This is a genomic window from Candidatus Methylomirabilota bacterium (assembly GCA_035315345.1).
In the GTDB taxonomy this organism is placed as follows: domain Bacteria; phylum Methylomirabilota; class Methylomirabilia; order Rokubacteriales; family CSP1-6; genus CAMLFJ01.
The window spans coordinates 49,013-65,535 of sequence record DATFYA010000010.1; the positions used below are offsets into that span (position 1 = coordinate 49,013).

The 16,523-nt window shown below is 68.7% G+C and carries 13 protein-coding genes and 1 pseudogene; 2 read left to right on the forward strand and 12 right to left on the reverse strand.

Annotation, left to right across the window (positions count from 1 at the left end; all coding sequences use genetic code 11):
* Window positions 1–204: 204 nt before the first annotated feature.
* The 6 genes from VKN16_01635 to VKN16_01660 all read right to left on the reverse strand — a co-directional run bounded on the left by VKN16_01635 (window position 205) and on the right by VKN16_01660 (window position 5,547).
* The gene (locus tag VKN16_01635) at window positions 205–948 is read right to left on the reverse strand and encodes a histidine phosphatase family protein (GenBank protein HME92903.1); all 744 of its coding nucleotides are present in this window, start codon (window positions 946–948) and stop codon (window positions 205–207) included.
* Window positions 831–1,571: an adenosylcobinamide-GDP ribazoletransferase gene (gene cobS, locus VKN16_01640; protein ID HME92904.1), complete on the reverse strand. Its 741-nt coding sequence runs from the start codon at window positions 1,569–1,571 to the stop codon at window positions 831–833. The genes VKN16_01635 and cobS overlap by 118 nt, the downstream gene beginning before the upstream one ends.
* Before the next feature lie 40 nt (window positions 1,572–1,611).
* Window positions 1,612–3,135: an acyl-CoA carboxylase subunit beta gene (locus tag VKN16_01645; GenBank protein HME92905.1), complete on the reverse strand. Its 1,524-nt coding sequence runs from the start codon at window positions 3,133–3,135 to the stop codon at window positions 1,612–1,614.
* 6 nt (window positions 3,136–3,141) lie between these two features.
* A complete protein-coding gene (locus VKN16_01650) occupies window positions 3,142–4,239 on the reverse strand; it encodes a sigma-70 family RNA polymerase sigma factor (protein HME92906.1) in 1,098 nt (365 codons plus the stop codon).
* Between the two features lie 98 nt (window positions 4,240–4,337).
* Window positions 4,338–4,832 carry a type II 3-dehydroquinate dehydratase gene (aroQ, locus tag VKN16_01655; GenBank protein HME92907.1) on the reverse strand — a complete coding sequence of 165 codons (495 nt, stop codon included), beginning with the start codon at window positions 4,830–4,832 and terminating at the stop codon, window positions 4,338–4,340.
* A 70-nt stretch (window positions 4,833–4,902) separates the two neighbouring features.
* Window positions 4,903–5,547, reverse strand: a complete 645-nt coding sequence (locus VKN16_01660) for a lysophospholipid acyltransferase family protein (GenBank protein HME92908.1) — start codon at window positions 5,545–5,547, stop codon at window positions 4,903–4,905.
* A gap of 35 nt (window positions 5,548–5,582) precedes the next feature.
* Between VKN16_01660 and VKN16_01665 the strand changes: the two genes are divergently transcribed.
* Window positions 5,583–6,314 (forward strand): glycerophosphodiester phosphodiesterase family protein, encoded by a 732-nt coding sequence (locus tag VKN16_01665; GenBank protein ID HME92909.1) that lies wholly within the window; start codon window positions 5,583–5,585, stop codon window positions 6,312–6,314.
* Between the two features lie 12 nt (window positions 6,315–6,326).
* Here the strand turns inward: VKN16_01665 and VKN16_01670 are convergent, their stop codons facing one another.
* The 3 genes and pseudogenes from VKN16_01670 to acs all read right to left on the reverse strand — a co-directional run bounded on the left by VKN16_01670 (window position 6,327) and on the right by acs (window position 10,518).
* Window positions 6,327–6,737 carry a TraR/DksA C4-type zinc finger protein gene (locus VKN16_01670; protein HME92910.1) on the reverse strand — a complete coding sequence of 137 codons (411 nt, stop codon included), beginning with the start codon at window positions 6,735–6,737 and terminating at the stop codon, window positions 6,327–6,329.
* 417 nt (window positions 6,738–7,154) lie between these two features.
* Window positions 7,155–8,552 (reverse strand): annotated as a pseudogene (locus VKN16_01675) (MFS transporter).
* Window positions 8,553–8,568: 16 nt separating this feature from the next.
* Window positions 8,569–10,518, reverse strand: a complete 1,950-nt coding sequence (acs, locus tag VKN16_01680) for an acetate--CoA ligase (protein ID HME92911.1) — start codon at window positions 10,516–10,518, stop codon at window positions 8,569–8,571.
* A gap of 95 nt (window positions 10,519–10,613) precedes the next feature.
* Here acs and VKN16_01685 point away from each other — a divergent pair, with 95 nt between their 5' ends.
* Complete coding sequence (locus tag VKN16_01685; GenBank protein ID HME92912.1) at window positions 10,614–11,849, forward strand: sodium:proton antiporter; 1,236 nt, start codon at window positions 10,614–10,616, stop codon at window positions 11,847–11,849.
* Window positions 11,850–11,856: 7 nt separating this feature from the next.
* Here VKN16_01685 and VKN16_01690 read toward each other — a convergent pair whose 3' ends face one another.
* From VKN16_01690 to VKN16_01700, 3 genes are read right to left on the reverse strand one after another with little or no spacing between them, the layout of a single operon-like run.
* Window positions 11,857–13,242, reverse strand: coding sequence for a sigma-54 dependent transcriptional regulator (locus VKN16_01690; GenBank protein ID HME92913.1), 1,386 nt, complete (start codon window positions 13,240–13,242; stop codon window positions 11,857–11,859).
* Complete coding sequence (locus VKN16_01695; GenBank protein ID HME92914.1) at window positions 13,239–16,253, reverse strand: ATP-binding protein; 3,015 nt, start codon at window positions 16,251–16,253, stop codon at window positions 13,239–13,241. The genes VKN16_01690 and VKN16_01695 overlap by 4 nt, the downstream gene beginning before the upstream one ends.
* A complete protein-coding gene (locus tag VKN16_01700) occupies window positions 16,250–16,453 on the reverse strand; it encodes a hypothetical protein (protein ID HME92915.1) in 204 nt (67 codons plus the stop codon). Before VKN16_01700 ends, VKN16_01695 begins: the two co-directional genes overlap by 4 nt.
* Window positions 16,454–16,523 lie beyond the last annotated feature (70 nt).

The window sequence follows — 16,523 nt, forward strand, 5'->3', positions numbered from 1 at the left end:
CGTGTTCCTCCCAATCTCGCGGCCGGATATCAAGCAAGTGAAATGCCAGCCCTGAGAGACCAGGATCTTCGGGACGTCGTGTCGCAAAACAACTTGAAATACCTGGACTGTTAGCGATCTGACAGCGCGCCAATCTGGAGGTCGTCGACGGGAAGCTACAAGGCGTGACGGGCGACCTACAAGCAGCGTCAGCCGCCAAACGGCCTACGCGACGGCGACCGCCTCCACGCAGGGCTCGCAGTGATTGAGCAGCCGCAGTGTCCAGCGCCCGCTGGCCCGCTCGATCACCGAGAGCGCGGCGTAGTCCTGGCCGAGGGCCAGCAGCCGCTCCGGGCCCAGACCGAGCGCGCGACAGAGGATCGCGCGATTGCTTCCGCCGTGCGCAACAACCGCCACCGTTGTCCCCGGGTGACGGGCGACGATGGCCTCGAACGCGGGCAGCACCCGTGCCTCGAGATCCTGCAGGCTTTCACCGCCGGGGAACTGGAAGCGGCCCACGTCGGCCATCCAGGCTTTGAAGGCCACCGGGTCGACGGCGCGAATCTCCTCGGCGGTCATCCCGTCCCAGTCGCCCATCGCGAACTCGCGCAAGGCGGGGTCCGCGATCGGCGCGAGTCGATGAGGCGCCGCGAGGATCTCGGCGCTTCGGCGCGTGCGCACCAGGTCGCTGCAGTAGATCGCATCGAAGCGAGCCCGGCTGAGGCGCGCGGCGAGCGCGGCGATCTGCGCCGCCCCGAGGGGCGAGAGCGGCACGTCGAGATGCCCGATGAACCGACGCGTCTCCGCTCCGACGACGCTCCCGTGGCGAACCAGGCAGATCGTGGTCGCGGTCAGAGCAGCCCCCGATGCGCCGCCACGACCGCGAGCAGCAGGGCAGCCAGCTCGCTCACCTCCACGACCGCTCCCAGCACGTCGCCGGTGATCCCCGCAAAGCGGCGGGCGGCGAATCGCGCCCCCAGCAAAGCCAGGCCGAGCGCGCCGGCCGCGACGGCGGCGCCCCACGGCCCCAGGAGCCAGGCCGCCGACGCCAGGCCAGCCGCCGCGCACACGGGACCGGCCCAGCCCGACAGATCGGCGGCAAACGCGCCGCCCAGTCCCTGCCCCGGAGTGGCGGGGCGCAGCCACGCGGCCGCGAGCATCGGACTCACGCGCCCCAGGACGGGAGCCAGAAGCAACACGCGACCGCGAATCGGCGCGGGCAGCTCGGAAAGGGACGCGACGAACAGGATGAGCGCCAGCCCGAGCCCGGCGGCGCCGAACACTCCGATCCGGCTGTCCCGCATGATCGCGCGGCGGCGCGCCGCATCCGGACCGGCGAGCCCGTCGAGGCAGTCGGCGAGGCCGTCGAGATGGATGCCCCCCGTCATGATCTTCCAGACCGCCACGAGCAGGGTCGCGCCGACCAGCGGCGGCGCGAGGGCGAGGACGACGCGCTCGGCGGCCATCAGCACGACGCCCAGCATCAGGCCCACGACCGGGAACCACCAGGCGGCCCGGCCGAGGGCAGACCGGTCGGCGCGTTCACGGCCCGGCAGCGGGACGATGGTCAGGAAGCGAACCGCGAGGATCAACGAGGCGATGATCGGGGCCCCGCGGCGTCGGGCACGCCGCTCAGACGGGCTGGACGGGATTGCGTCGAAGCGGGAACTCGAGCTGCTTGGACTCCGCGTACGCCAAGCGCTTGATCAGCTCGTCACGTAGCTCGGAGCCGCCGACGATGCCGTCCACCAGCATCTCGGACGCAAGCTTGTAGATGTCGACGTCCTGCGCGTACTCGTCGCGCTTCTTCTGCACGTAGGCGGCGCGCGCGGCTTCCGGCAGCTCCATGATCTTGTTGAAGTACACCGCATTGACCGCCGGCTCGGGCCCCATGATGGCCACCTGCCCCTGGGGCAGGGCGAGCGCCGCGTCGGGCTCGAACGCGGGCCCGCACATCGCGTAAAGGCCCGCCCCGTAGCACTTTCGCACCACCACGCAGATCTTCGGCACGGTGGCCTGCGACGTGGCGAACACCATCTTGGCGCCGTGGCGGATGATGCCCGCTCGCTCGACCTTGGTGCCGACCATGAAGCCGGAGACGTCGGCCAGGTACACGAGCGGGACGTTGTAGGCGTTGCACAGCGAGATGAAGCGCGCCGCCTTGTCTGAGGAATCCACCATCAGAACGCCGCCCTTGACCTTCGGCTGGTTGGCCACGATCCCCATCGCGCGACCGCCGATCCGCGCGAAGCCCACCACGATCTCCTGGGCGAAGAGGCGCTTGATCTCGAAGAAGGAGCCCGCGTCGACCACGCGATCGATGACCTCGTACATGTCGAACCACTTCCGCTGATCGTAGGGAACGATCTCCTCGATCGACCGCCCGGGCTTGGACGCCTGTGCCTCGATCGCGGCCGGCCGCTCCCGGAAGGAGCCCGGCAGGTAGGAGAGGTAGCGACGGCAGAGATCGATAGCCTCCTCGTCGGACGCGGCCAGCACGTCGCCGCAGCCCGAGACCGTGCAATGCATGCGGGCGCCGCCCAGATCCTCGAGGGTCGTCTTCTCGCCGATCGCCATCTCGACCATTCGCGGAGATCCCACGTACAGGCTGGCCTTGCCGTCCACCATGATCACGCAGTCGGTCAGCGCGGGCAGATAGGCCGAGCCGGCCGGCGACGGCCCGAAGAGGATGCAGACCTGCGGGACCACGCCGGACAGCTGCACCTCGTTGTAGAAGATCCGGCCGGCGTGGAAGCGGCCGGGGAAGATCTTGATCTGCTCCGAGATCCGCCCGCCCGCCGCGTCGACCAGGTAGATGAGCGGGACCTGCAGGCGCTGAGCCCGCTCCTGGATCCGCACGATCTTCTGGACCGTCTTCTCGCCCCACGATCCGGCCTTCACCGTGTAGTCGTTGGCCATGACCGCCACGGTGCGGCCGCCCACCGTCCCCACCCCGGTGACCACGCCGTCGGCGGGCGTGTCCGGCTCCTGGTTGCGCGCGAAGAGGAAGTCTTCCTGGAATTCGGTCCCCGGGTCGAGGAGCAGCTTCAGGCGATCGCGAACGAAGAGCTTGCCTTCCTCCTTGAGCTTGTCGCGGTACTTGACGTGCCCCTGCTCGATGCGGCTGCGCTCCTGACGGTACCGCTGCTCGCTCATGGCCGGCTAGGGGTTCGGGTTCGCCCAGAGGATGATGATGAGCACGCCGTTGCCATAGGCGGGCCCGCCCAGCACCGCGGGCGCACCGGGCGCGGCGAGGATCGCCGCCTTCATCTCGGGCTGCTCGCCTCGGAGCAAGCGCACGCGCATGCGCACGGACGTGCCGTGAAGCTCGTCCGGCGTGACCTCGAGCCAGCGCTCGCCGGGTACCGCGAAGCGCTGCTGGGTGCCGAGAGGACCTTCCACCCGCTGGCGGTCGAGGGTCGTGTAGTCGGTGTAGCGGAACAGGGCGTGCAGACGCGGCAGGATCTTGCGAAGGCGCTCGTCCGCCTCGGCGTCGGGCTTGGGAGCGGGAACGGCCTTTGGCGCGGATTGGCCTTCCCGGGGCGTCGAGGCTTCGAGGATGCGTACCCCGAAACGGACGATCTGCTGGGCGTGCGCCGCGGAGGCCCACGCGATGGTGAGCCCGAGGCAGAGGATCACCGCGAGCATCGGCCCGAGCAGCCCCTTGAGCCGTTTGCGCGCGTTATGCAGCCTGGACATGACCGTTCCGATCGGGCAGTTCAGCACCTCGGCGATCTCGCGGTACGAGAGGCCTTCGACGTCACTGAGCATGATAATCGCTCGTGCCTTGGGCGGCAAGGCATCGAGCGCCCGCCGGATGCGCGCTCGCTGCTCCGCCCGCGCGGCTTGCTGATCCGGCCCGCCGCCCGGGTCCGGTGTCGTGCGGGCCCACTCTTCCTCGGTGACCCGCTCCGGGCCGAACGCGCGGGCCTGCGCGCCGCGCTGGCGGTGGCGATCGGTGGCCACGTTGACCGTGATCCGGAAGAGCCAGGTGTAGAAGGCCGACTGACCGCGAAACGACGGCAGCGAATGAAACGCACGTACGAATGCTTCCTGGGCCACGTCCCACGCCTCCTCGCGGTCGTGGAGTACCTGATAGGCCAGGCGCCACACGCGCTGTCGGTACTTCTCGACCAGGGGCTCGAACGCCGAAGCGTCTCCGGCGATGCAGCGCTGGATGAGCACCGGCTCGTCGATCTCGACGGGCTCGGAAGGCTCGCCCGGGCCGGCGGGGCCAGATGGCGCGTCGGGAGAGGTCATGGTCTCCACCGGCCTCGCCGCCCGCTCGGCCGGATCCGCCCGCTGCTCTCGCGCCCCTTATTCGATCGCGAGTTGGACGGCAGGAAGGGCGCCCGCATTCACGGCCGGCGTCGCGAGCCGACCCGCGGGCCGCGGGGCGTCCCGGAAGCGCCGACCAGCAGCGCCTCCACGCCGAGCAGGTAGCTGGCGGGGCCGAACCCGGAGATCTGACCCATCGCGGCCGCGGCCACGACCGAGCGATGCCGGAACTCCTCGCGGGCGTGGATGTTCGACAGATGCACCTCGACGACGGGCAGCCGCTGCGAGGCGACCGCGTCGCGCAGGGCGATCGAGTAGTGCGACAGCGCGCCCGGATTGAAGACGATCCCCCGGAATCCCTCACGCGCGGCCGACTGAACCCAGTCCACCAGCTCGCCCTCGTGATTCGACTGCCGGCACACCGCGCGGGCGCCGCGGCTCTCCGCGTGCCGCTGCACGGCGCGATTGACTTCCGACAGGGTCACTCGCCCATACACCGCGGGTTCGCGCGTTCCGAGGAGATTGAGGTTGGGCCCGTGCAGCACGAGGATGGCGGGCGCGGCGCGACGTGCCATTGCCGGGAGAGAATACACCGCGGCGGGAAGGACGCCAAATACCGCCCACCGCCCGTATAATGCGGCCGGTTCAGACAGACGCGTCGGGCACCGTGTCGGGCCGCTGGTGCCCGGGCAGCGCCGACGCCACGATGGCCTGCACGCGGTGAGCGAGATCGCGGGCCGCGCGCTTGACGTCGGCGCCTGGCGGAGGAGTGACCACCGGGTGGTAGATGATGGTGAGGCGCCCCGGTCGGGGTAGCCGGCGCGCGGGTGGCCACGACTCGTGCGCCCCGATAATGGTCACCGGCATGATCGGCACCCCGAGCGAGCAGGCCAGTCGGAACGCGCCGAGCCGGAAGCGCTGCACGCGCCCGTCCGGGCTCCGTCCCGCCTCGGGAAAGATCATGACCGCCTCGCCGGCGTTGAGGAGCCGCACCGCGGTCCGGGTGGCGCTGGCGTCCGCCGCGTCGATGTCGACCGGGAAGGCCCGCAAGCGGCGAATGAGCCAGGCAAAGCCGGGGATGCGGAACAGCGCGTTCCAGGCCATGTAGTGGACCGGCCGTCGCACCGGAATCGTCGCGAGCACCGGATCGGCGTAGGTCACGTGGTTGGACACGATGAGGAGCGGACCCGAGGGAGGAATGTGCTGGACGCCCTGGAAGTGGATGCGGAAGTAGATCCGCGCTCCGAGCCAGAGCATCGGACGGAGCGCGTCGACGACCGGCGTAGGCACGTCCCGATAATGCCACGCGGCGCCTGAGCTCGACAATGCGCGAGGGCACACGGCCGCTCGTGATCGCGCACCGGGGCGCCTCCGCCGACGCGCCCGAGAACACGATCGCCGCCTTCGAGCTGGCCCTCGAGCAGGGCGCGGACGGCATCGAGCTCGACGTCCACCTCTCCGCCGACGGCCATCCCGTGGTCATCCACGACTTCACCCTCGAGCGCACCACCAACGGGTCGGGTCCGGTGAGCGCTCGGCGGGTGCGAGACCTCAAGCGCCTGGACGCGGGCGGCTGGCGGGACGGCCGGTTCCTCGGCCAGCGCATCCAGACCCTCCAGGAGGTGCTCGAGCGCTTCCGGGACCGCGCGCGCTTCTGGGTGGAGCTCAAGGCGGGCTCACGAGTCTATCCGGGCATCGAGGAGCGCGTGGTCTCGACGTTGGAAATCTACGACGTCGTCGACCGGGCCCTCGTCCAGTCGTTCGACCACGACGCCATCGCCCTCGCCCGCTCGCTCAGTCGGGAGATCCGGCTGGGCGTCCTGGTGGAGAAGGCACCGGTGCCGGACGCGCTACTGGCGCCCGGGATCGCGAGCGCGATCTGTCCAGGTCAGGATCTGATGACCGAGGGTCTGCTGGCGAAGATCAGGGAGGCCGGGCTGGAATGCTACGTCTGGACGGTCAACGAGCCGGCCCTGATGGACCGGCTCGTGAGCTGGAAGGTCAGCGGCATCATCACCGACCGGCCGGGCGTGCTGTCCGCCCGGCTCGGCCGGTAGAGGGTTCGGCGTCTACTCTTCGTCGTTCTCCTCGGTCTCCACGCCGGCGCCCACGGCCTCCAGGCGCGGCAGCATCCGCTCGAGACGATCCTGGCAGCGCACGCAGGTGGTGACCTCCGGCATCGCGCGAAGCCGCGCGGGGGCGATGGCCTCGCCGCACTCCTCGCAGACGCCGTACTCACCGCCCCGCAGCCGGTCGAGAGCCTCGGCCAGCTTGTTGGCACGCTCGACCAGCAGACTCCGCGTGGCAAAACTCATCTCGCGGTCCTCGTTCAGGCGGATCACGTCAACCTCGTCGGCCGGAGTCGTGTTGTCCACACGACCAGCGCCGAGATCCTCGTAGGTCATCACTCCACCCATGTGCCGGATGCGCTGCATGGTGTGGCTGAGTTCTCTCTCCAGGCGCTTCTTGATCTCGTCCATCGTCTCTCCCTCCTGGGTTCCGGATCGTGTGAACCGGCTCGCCCGGCTGGCCGGTCCTGGGTGCAAGGCCTGTGCCTCGCACTTACTGGACAGAGACGAGCAAAAACCTTGGATATTCAGAAGAGTCCAGAGTCGATTGGACGGTCTCCGGGCAATTTGCCCACCGGAGGTGGGAAATTTTCGGCACCTCGTGTGTCAATTCTGGGTGGAAGACCAGTGGTCAGGCGCCTCTGTCAATGGGTCAGGTGCCTTTGGACGTCGTCCACGGCGTCGTGCTGGCGCGAGGTGAGCGACGTGATGAGGCGCGAGTCGCGGGACGGTCAGGCTGGAGCGGTCAGACCGCGATGAGCATCGGGCCCGCACCGGCGTCGCCAAGCTTCGGGCGACGACGCGGGCGCGGGCCCGGCTCGGTGTGGCTCAGTGCTCGGCGTGGATCCTCACGTGCCGGGTCTCGCGGACGAAGAGGAGGCCGATCACGAAGGTCATGAGCGCCACGATGATGGGATACCAGAGCCCGTAATAGATGTTGCCGGCCGACGCCACCATGGCGGTGGCCAGCAGCGGCAGCATCCCGCCGAACCACCCGTTGCCGATGTGGTAGGGCAGCGACATGGACGTATAGCGGATGCGGGCCGGGAACAGCTCGACCAGGAACGCGGCGATCGGCCCGTAGACCATCGTGACGTAGATCACCATGATCACCAGGAGCAGCTCGGCCATCACCCAGTTGACTTCGGCCAGGTTGGCCTTGGGCGGATACCCGGTTTCCTTCAAGGCGGCCGAGAACTTCGCCTGGTCCCAGCCCTCGATCGTGACATTGCCGATCCGGGTGACGACCTCCTTGCCACCCTCGGCGGGCACCGAGATGAACGACAGCCCCGCCTTGCCGAGGAAGTCCTTGGCCCGGTCACAGGCGGTTTGCCGCGACCAGGGGCCGAGGAAGATATGGAAGTTGCAATCGCTCGCCGCCACCGAGATCTGGGTCGCCTGCTGGTACCGCTCGAGCGCCGGGTTGATGTAGTGGGTCAGCCCCTTGAAGAGCGGGAAGTAAGTGACCGCCGCGATCAGGCAGCCGGCCAGGATGATCTTCTTCCGTCCGATCCGGTCAGACAGAGCCCCGAAGAACAGGAAGAACGGCGTGCCGATCACCAGGGACAGGCCGATCAGTGTGTACGTCTGGATGAAGTCCAGCTTGAGATAGATCTGGATGAAGAACAGGGCGTAGAACTGCCCCGTGTACCACACCACGCCCTGCCCGGCGGTGGCGCCGAGGAGCGCGAGGGCCACGTACTTGTTGTTCGGGTACTTCATGAAGCTGTCGGTGAGCGGAGCCTTCGAGCCCTTCCCCTGCTCCTTCATGCGCCGGAAGATGGGCGATTCGTTCAGCTTCAGCCGGATGTAGATCGAGATCAGCAGCAGCGGGATCGAGAACCAGAACGGGATCCGCCAGGCCCAGGCCTTGAAGGTGGCGTCGTCCATGGCCGCGCGGCAGAGTCCGATGACCACCAGGGCGAGCAGCATGCCGACCGTCGCGGTGGTCTGGATCCAGCTGGTGGCGTAGCCCCGCTTGTCGTCCGGGGCGTGCTCGGCCACGTAGGTCGCGGCGCCCCCATACTCACCGCCGAGCGCCAGTCCCTGCACCAGCCGCAGCACCACGAGGATCAGGGGCGCCGCGAAGCCGATCGACGCGTAGGTCGGCAAGAACCCGACCAGCACGGTCGAGATACCCATGAAGACGATGGTGATGAGGAAGGTGTACTTCCGGCCGACGAGATCGCCGATCCGGCCGAAGATGATCGCGCCGAACGGGCGCACCACTCGGGACCGGGCGTCACTCCTCCTCGCCGTACTTCTCCTTGAGGGTCGCAACCACGTTGGGATCGGCCAGGGTCGTGGTGTCCCCCAGGGCCTTGCCCTCGGCGATGTCCCGCAACAGCCGGCGCATGATCTTGCCCGAGCGCGTCTTGGGCAGGTCGGAGGCGAAGATCAGGTCGTCCGGCCGCGCCAGCGCGCCGATCTTCTTGGCCACGTGCCCCTTGATCTCCTCCATCAGCTCCTTGCTCTGCGGCGTGCCGTCCTTGATCGTGACGAAGGCGGCGATGGCCTGTCCCTTGATCTCGTGCGGCCGTCCGATAACCGCCGCCTCGGCCACGTGAGGATGATCGACCAGCGCCGACTCCACTTCCATGGTGGAGACGCGGTGCCCGGAGATGTTCATTACGTCGTCCACGCGGCCCAGTAGCCAGAAGTAGCTTTCCTCGTCGAGCTTGGCGCCGTCGCCGGTGAAGTAGATGCCCGGGTACTTGCTCCAGTACTGCGCCTGGAAGCGCTGCGGGTCGCGGTAGATGCCGCGCAGCATGCCCGGCCACGGCTTCTTGAGCACGAGGTAACCGGCCCGAGCCGACTCGCCACGGTCGTTGACCACGTCGGCTTCGACGCCGGGGAACGGACGGGTGGCCGAGCCGGGCTTGAGCGTGGTCACCCCGGGAAGCGGCGTGATCATAATGTGGCCGGTCTCGGTCTGCCACCACGTATCCACGACCGGGCAGCGCCCGCCGCCGATGACCTTCCAGTACCAGACCCAGGCTTCCGGATTGATCGGCTCGCCGACCGAGCCGAGCAGGCGCAGGCTCGAGAGATCGCACCGGCGCGGGTACTCCTCGCCCCACCGCATGAAGGTGCGGATCGCGGTGGGCGCGGTGTAGCAGATGGTCACGCCGTACTTCTCGACGACGCGCCAGAACCGATCCTTGTCCGGATAGTCCGGCGTGCCCTCGTACATCACGGTGGTGGTGCCGTTGGCGAGCGGCCCGTAGACGATGTACGAGTGTCCGGTGACCCAGCCGATGTCCGCGGTGCACCAGTACACGTCGGTGTCGTGCAGGTCGAACACCCACTTGGTGGTCGCGTAGACCCCGGTGAGGTAGCCGCCGGTGGTGTGCACGATGCCCTTGGGCTTGCCGGTGGACCCCGAGGTGTAGAGCAGGTACAGCATGTCCTCGGAGTCCATCTTCTCCGGCGCGCAGTAGGCGGGGGCGCCCTTGACGAAGTCGTCCCACCACACGTCGCGGCCCGCCTGCATGTTGATGTCCTGGCCGGTCCGCTTGAGCACGACCACCGTCTTGACCTCGGGGCACTCGCGGAGGGCGTCGTCCGCGTTCTTCTTGAGCGCCACCGTGCCGCCGCGCCGGAACCCGCCGTCGGCGGTGATGAGCACGCGGGACTCCGCGTCGTGGATGCGATCGCGCAGCGCCTCGGGGGCGAATCCGCCGAACACCACGCTGTGGGGGGCGCCGATGCGCGCGCAGGCGAGCATCGCGATCGGCAGCTCCGGCACCATCGGCATGTAGATGGTGACGCGGTCGCCCTTCTTCACTCCGTTCCGCTTCAGGGCGGCCGCGAAGCGGTTGACCTCGCGATACAGATCCCAGTAGGTGAGCACCCGCGTGTCGCCGGGCTCCCCTTCCCAGATGATGGCCGCCTTGGTCTTGCGAGGCGTGGCCACGTGGCGATCGAGGCAGTTGTAGGAGACATTCAGCTTGCCCCCCACGAACCATTTCGCGTAGGGCGGCTTCCACTGCAGCACCGTCTTCCACGGCTTGAACCAGTCCAGCTCCTTCGCGAACCGCTCCCAGAACCGGGTGGGATTCTTCGCCGCGTCCTTGTAGATCGAGGCGCGGTTGGCGTTGGCGTACCTGGCGAACTCCTTGGGCGGCGGAAATTTCCGCTTCTCTCTGAGGAGGGCTTCCACGGCGCTGCTGCCTTTGGTCTCGCTGGCCATGAGGAACCTCGTTGTGGGGTGAGATCGGCGCCACGGCGCGCCGCCTCACTTCTAAACCATCCGTCCGCCAACTTCAAGGGAGTATCCTCGCCGCGATGCCCGCGCCGCTTCCGCTCTACAGCGTGGCTCCCTTCGTGGCCATGCTCGTCGCCATCGCCGCGCTCCCGCTCGCGCGGCCGCGCTGGTGGGACTCCAACCGGAACAAGCTGCGGGTGGCCGCCGCGCTCGCCGCCCCGGTCTTCGTGTTGTACCTGTTGCGGGAGCCCGCCGTGCTCGTGCACACCGCGAGCGACTACGTCTCCTTCATCGTGCTCCTGGGATCGCTCTACGTCATCACCGGCGGCGTGCTTCTCCGCGGCGATCTCGAGGCGCGGCCGCTCGTCAACACCGCCTTCCTGGCCGCCGGCGCGCTGCTCGCCTCCGTCGTCGGCACCACCGGCGCCTCGATGCTGCTCATCCGGGCAGTTCTGGAAACCAACCGCGAGCGCACGCGCGTGGTCCACACCGTGGTCTTCTTCATCTTCCTGGTCTCTAACATCGGCGGCCTGCTGACCCCGCTCGGCGATCCCCCGCTCTTCCTCGGGTACCTGGCCGGCGTGCCCTTCACCTGGACCTTCGGCCTCTGGCTTCCCTGGCTCGTCATGACCGGCGCGCTGCTCGCCGTGTACTTCGTCTGGGATTCGATCGAGTACGCGCGAGAGACCGAGACGAGTCGCCGCCACGACCGGGTCCGGATCGAGCCCCTCTCGCTCCGCGGCGCGCAGAACGTGCTCTGGCTCATCGGCGTCGTGGCCGCGGTGGTCTTCCTGCGCGCTCCGGTGCGCGAGATCGTCCTCGTGGTCCTGGCCGGCCTGTCGCTCTGGCGGACTCCGCGCGAGATCCGGCGGGCCAACCGCTTCACCGGCCACCCGATGGTCGAGGTGGCGGTGCTCTTCCTCGGCATCTTCGTCACCATGATGCCGGCGCTCGAGCTGCTCCACCGGCGAGGCGGGGAGCTGGGCGTGCACGAGCCGTGGCAGTTCTTCTGGGCCGCCGGCGTACTGTCGTCGTTCCTCGACAACGCCCCGACCTACCTCGCGTTCCTGGCGCTGGCCCAGGGCCTCGGCCTGCCCCCGACGGTGGTGGGAGTGCCGGAGTCGATCCTGGCCGCCATCAGCGTGGGCGCGGTGGCGATGGGAGCCAACACCTACATCGGCAACGCCCCCAACTTCATGGTCAAGGCCATCGCGGAAGAGGCGGGCGTCCGCATGCCGAGCTTCCTCGGCTACATGGCCTACAGCGGTGCGGTGCTGCTCCCGCTGTTCGTCGCGGTGACGCTACTCTTCTTCTAGCCGGTGGCTAGGCGGACGGCTCGGACGGCGGCGACCGGCGCAGGCCGTAGCGCTGCATCTTGTCCGAGAAGTTCTTGGGATCCATGTCCGCGTGCTTGGCCGCCGCGGTGAGCTTGCCCCCGTGGCTCTTGAGCAAGCCCTCGATGTAGGCGCGCTCGAAATCCTCGACCACCCGGGCCTTGGCGTCGCGGAACGGCAGCGAGAGATCGACCGGCGCCTGGGCGCCGGTCGGGGCGAGGAAGCGCTCGACGTCCGACAGCGTATCGCCCTGGGACACGATCACCGCCCGCTCGATGACGTTCTCCAGCTCGCGCACGTTGCCGGGCCACGGGTAGCGCATCAGGGCGCCCAGACTCTCGGCCGAGATCTCGCGGGCCGTCTTCTTGAGGCGACGGCAGCCCTGCTCGACGAAGTGCCGCGCGAGGAGCGGAATGTCCTCCTGGCGCTCGCGGAGCGCGGGGACCCGGACCGGCATCACCGAGAGCCGATAGAAGAGATCGCGCCGGAAGGCCCCGCGCTCGACCTCGGCCGGCAGGTCCTTGTTGGTGGTGGCGATGAAGCGCACGTCGATGTCCACCGGCCGATCCGCACCGACCGACGTCACCTTCCGCTCCTCGATGGCCCGCAGCAGCTTCGACTGGAGATTCAGCGGCATCTCTCCGATCTCGTCGAGCAGCAGGGTGCCGCCGTTGGCCATCTGGAAGTGGCCGCGCCGGTGCTCCACCGCGCCGGTGAAGGCGCCCCGCCGCGAGCCGAACAGCTCCGACTCGAACAGCTCCGCGGGTATCGCCGCGCAGTTGACCGGCACGAAGGGCCGATCCCGCCGCGCGCCCGAGAAGTGGATCGAGCGCGCGAGCAGCTCCTTGCCGGTTCCGGTCTCCCCCTGGATCAGCACGGTGGTGTCGAGGTCCACCACCGAGCGGAGCAGGTCGAAGATCACCTGCATGCTCGCGCTGGCCGCCACGATGTTGCTGAAGGTAAACCGCTCCTGGTTGCGACGGATCGTGCGGCGATTCGCCGACTTCAGCTCCTGGAACTCGATCGCCCGCCGGATCACCAGCAGCAGCTCGGCGGCCTCGAAGGGCTTCACCAGGTAGTCCTCGGCCCCCAGCCGCATCGCCTCCACCGCCGACTCGATGGTGCCGTAGGCCGTCATCACCACCACCGCGAGGTCGGGGTGGTCCGTCTTGATGCGCCGCACCAGCTCCACCCCGTCCATGCCGGGCAGGCGGCGGTCGGTGAGCACCAGGTCCACGTCCTCGGTCTTGAGGGACTCGAGGGCCTCCTCCGCGCTCTGCACCGGTACCACCTCGTAGCCCTTCAGCTCGAGGGTGCGGTGCAGCGGGCGCAGGAAGACCTCGTCGTCCTCGACCAGCAGGAGACGTCGCTTCATGATGTGCCTCCAGCCATCGGCAGGGGCGTGGCCACCGCCGGCAGTGAGATCCGGACTCGGGTACCGCGGCCGGGGGCACTCTCGATCGCGATGTCGCCCCCGTGGAGATCCACGATCTTCTTCACGATCGACATGCCGAGGCCGGTGCCCGCCGGCTTGGTGGTGAAGAAGGGGAGGAAGATCTTGTCTCGATCCTCGGTCGCGATTCCCACGCCGTCGTCGCTCACCTCGACCACCGCCCGCTCGCCTTCGACGAAGAGATCCACCGTGACCCGCCCGGTTCCGCGCCGTGGGTCGATGGCCTCCACCGCGTTCTTCATCACGTTGGTGAAGACCTGGCGGAGCTTCTGGCCGTCGACCGCGGCCACCGTCTCGCGGGCCAGCCGTCCGTAGCCGACGTGCACGCCCCGCGCCCGCCCCTCGGCCGCCACCGCCTCCACCACCGGGTCGAGGATGCGGTGCAGCTCGTACTCGTTGCGCTCGAGCCGCGCGTCCCGCGTCCAGTCGAGGAGGTTGTTGATGATGCCCTCGATCTCCGAGATGCCGGACAGGATGGAGCGGGCCATCTCCTGGGACAGCGGGCTGCCGTCGACCTCCGCCGACGACAGCAGGTTGGTCGCCATCTTGATCCCCCCGAGCGGGTTGCGGATCTCGTGGGCGACGCCCGCGGCCATCTCGCCGAGCGAGGCCAGCTTCTCCCGCTGGATGAGCCGCCGCTGCGTCTCCACCTGCTCGGTCAGGTCGTGGAGCACGCCGACCGTGCCCATGCGCTGGCCGCGGTCGTCGAACAGGGTGGTCATGGCCAGGTGGGCCGGGAACGCCTCCCCGCGCGCGGTCCGTCCCGTCACCTGCCCGCTCCACCCACGTCCGGCCTCCAGCGCGGCCACGATGGCTGTGGCGCCGCCGCGCTCGGAGGCACCGAGCAGATCGCGATACCGGAGCCCGCTCACCTCCCACGTCGCGTAGCCCAGCAGCCGGCGGCCGGCCGGATTCATGGTCACCAGACGGCCGGTGGTGTCGGCGGTGAAGATGCAGTCGTCCACGCTCTCCACCACCGAGGCGAGCAGCCGCTCGCCCCGCTTGACCTCCTCCTCGCTGACCCGCAGCGATTCCTGCATTCGCTGGAACGAGGTGACCAGCTGCTCGGCCTCCTCCTTCGAGATCGTGAAGTGATCTTCCACGATCATCCGCGCCGCGGCCGCTCCGAGAGAGGCGGCGAGGAGGCGCTCGAAGCGGATGCGCATCTCGAGCAGCTCCGGGACCGACAGGTCGGCGGGCGCCTTGGCCCCGAACAGCTCGCGCACGATGGCCTCGGCGTCCTCGTCGCCCACGTAGTGATGGACGAGACGCTCGATCTCGCTGGCGGACAGGATCGCGGGGGGGCCGGGCGCCGGCCGGTCCTCGCCCGCGGCCCCCACGAAGGCGGCGGCCTGAGCCCGATCGTCGACGTCCTGCTCGGTGAGCAGCGAGACGACGATGAAGAGTCCCACGTTGAAGAAGAAGGACCAGAAGACCCCGTGGCTGATGTTGTCGAGGCCCTGGAGCCCGAGGAAGGCGGTGGGCCGCAGCGGGCTGAAGCCGAAGGGGCCGTTGGCCAGGAAGGCTTTGGCGAACACGTTCTCCTTGCCGAGGGCCGGGATGATGAGGGTGTAGAACCACACGAAGAAGCCCGACGAGATCCCCGCGAAGGCGCCCTTGCGATTGCCGCGCCGCCAGTACAGCCCGAGCAGGATCGCGGGGCCGCACTGGGCCACCGCGATGAACGAGAGCAGGCCCATCTCCACGAGCAGGAGCTGCCCGTGCTCCATGCGGGCCCAGGCGAAGCCCAGGGCTACCACCGCCAGCATGGCGAGGCGGGTGTAGAAGAGCGTGATCCAGTAGATGTCCTCCATGCGCCGTCGCCGCAGCAGGATCGGGAGGATGATGTCGTTGGTGATCATCTTCGACAGGGCCAGCGAATCCACCACGATCATGGCGGTGGCGGCCGAGAAGCCGCCGAGGAACACGATCACCGAGATGAGCTGGTTGTTGAAGAAGAGGGGCAGCCGCAGGATGAAGCCGTCCGCCCCGCCGCCCGCCTCCGGGAACACGAGCAGGCCCGCGAAGGCGATGGGCAGCACGAAGACGTTGATCAGGAGCAGGTAGAGCGGGAAGGACCACGACACCGCGTTGACGTCGCGCTCGCGCGAGTTCTGCACCACCAGCACGTGGAACTGGCGCGGCAGGAACATGACCGCGAGCATCGAGATCAGCAGCATCGCGGCCCATCGCGCGTAGGACGCGGTGGCCGGCCGGTCCAGGGTCAGCAGCTGCATCCAGTCCGAATGCTGGGCGGCCCGGCCGAAGATGTCGGCGAAGCCGCCGAAGAGACCCCAGGTCACGTACACGCCGACCAGGAGGAACGCGGCCAGCTTCACGACCGACTCCACCGCTACCGCGGTCATCAGCCCGGTCTGCCGCTTGGTGAAGTCGAGATTGCGGGCGCCGAACAGGATGCCGAAGAGGGCGAGGGTCACCGCCACCACCAGGGTCGGGTCGAACACCTCCAGCACCGACTCCTCGCGCAAGATCATGCGGAACGACGCCGACACCGCCTTCAGCTGCAGCGCGATGTACGGGATCATGCCGCACACCACCAGCACCGCCACCAGGGTGCCGAGCGAGGCGGACTTGCCGTAGCGGCTCGAGATGAAGTCGGAGACCGAGGTGATGCGCTGCTCCTTCGAGACGCGCACGAGCTTGCGGAGGAGCACCGGCCACAGCAGGGCCACGCAGGCCGGCCCGAGATAGATGGTGAGGAACTCGAGCCCGCGGTTCGCCGCGAGGCCGACGCTGCCGTAGAAGGTCCACGCCGTGCAGTAGACCGACGCGGCGAGCACGTAGGTGAGCGTCTGCACCCGGCCCCGACCGAGACGCGAGGCGAAGGCCTCGGACACCGAGGCGACCAGGAAGAGGAAGGCCAGGTAGCCGAGAACGACGCTGAGCAGCGAGGTGGGCGACAGGCCGCTCACGCCCCGTTCTCCGGCGGCCGGACGAGCCGGGCCAGGGCGATAAGCACCGCTACGATGGCCGCCCAGACGGCGAACAGGTAGACCACCAGGGCGGGAACGCCCAGGATCAACACGGGTCGGTTGGCGATGGAGAGCAGGGGCCAGACCAGGCACGCCCCGAACAGCAAGAAGCAGGCAAGCACCAGCTCCGCGGCCTTCATTGGCTGGGCGGATTATAGCCCGGCGGGGCCGCGGCGGGCCTGTCGGCGCCGGACGGGGTGCCGCGCCTAG

Bases quoted from the DNA above. Each gene is read 5' to 3' on its own strand.
- VKN16_01685 (HME92912.1), top strand. From the start codon at position 10,614: ATGCCCGCGCCGCTTCCGCTCTACAGCGTGGCTCCCTTCGTGGCCATG.
- VKN16_01690 (HME92913.1), bottom strand. From the start codon at position 13,242: ATGAAGCGACGTCTCCTGCTGGTCGAGGACGACGAGGTCTTCCTGCGC.
- VKN16_01665 (HME92909.1), top strand. From the start codon at position 5,583: ATGCGCGAGGGCACACGGCCGCTCGTGATCGCGCACCGGGGCGCCTCC.
- VKN16_01645 (HME92905.1), bottom strand. From the start codon at position 3,135: ATGAGCGAGCAGCGGTACCGTCAGGAGCGCAGCCGCATCGAGCAGGGG.
- aroQ (HME92907.1), bottom strand. From the start codon at position 4,832: ATGGCACGTCGCGCCGCGCCCGCCATCCTCGTGCTGCACGGGCCCAAC.
- acs (HME92911.1), bottom strand. From the start codon at position 10,518: ATGGCCAGCGAGACCAAAGGCAGCAGCGCCGTGGAAGCCCTCCTCAGA.
- VKN16_01700 (HME92915.1), bottom strand. From the start codon at position 16,453: ATGAAGGCCGCGGAGCTGGTGCTTGCCTGCTTCTTGCTGTTCGGGGCG.
- VKN16_01670 (HME92910.1), bottom strand. From the start codon at position 6,737: ATGGACGAGATCAAGAAGCGCCTGGAGAGAGAACTCAGCCACACCATG.
- VKN16_01650 (HME92906.1), bottom strand. From the start codon at position 4,239: ATGACCTCTCCCGACGCGCCATCTGGCCCCGCCGGCCCGGGCGAGCCT.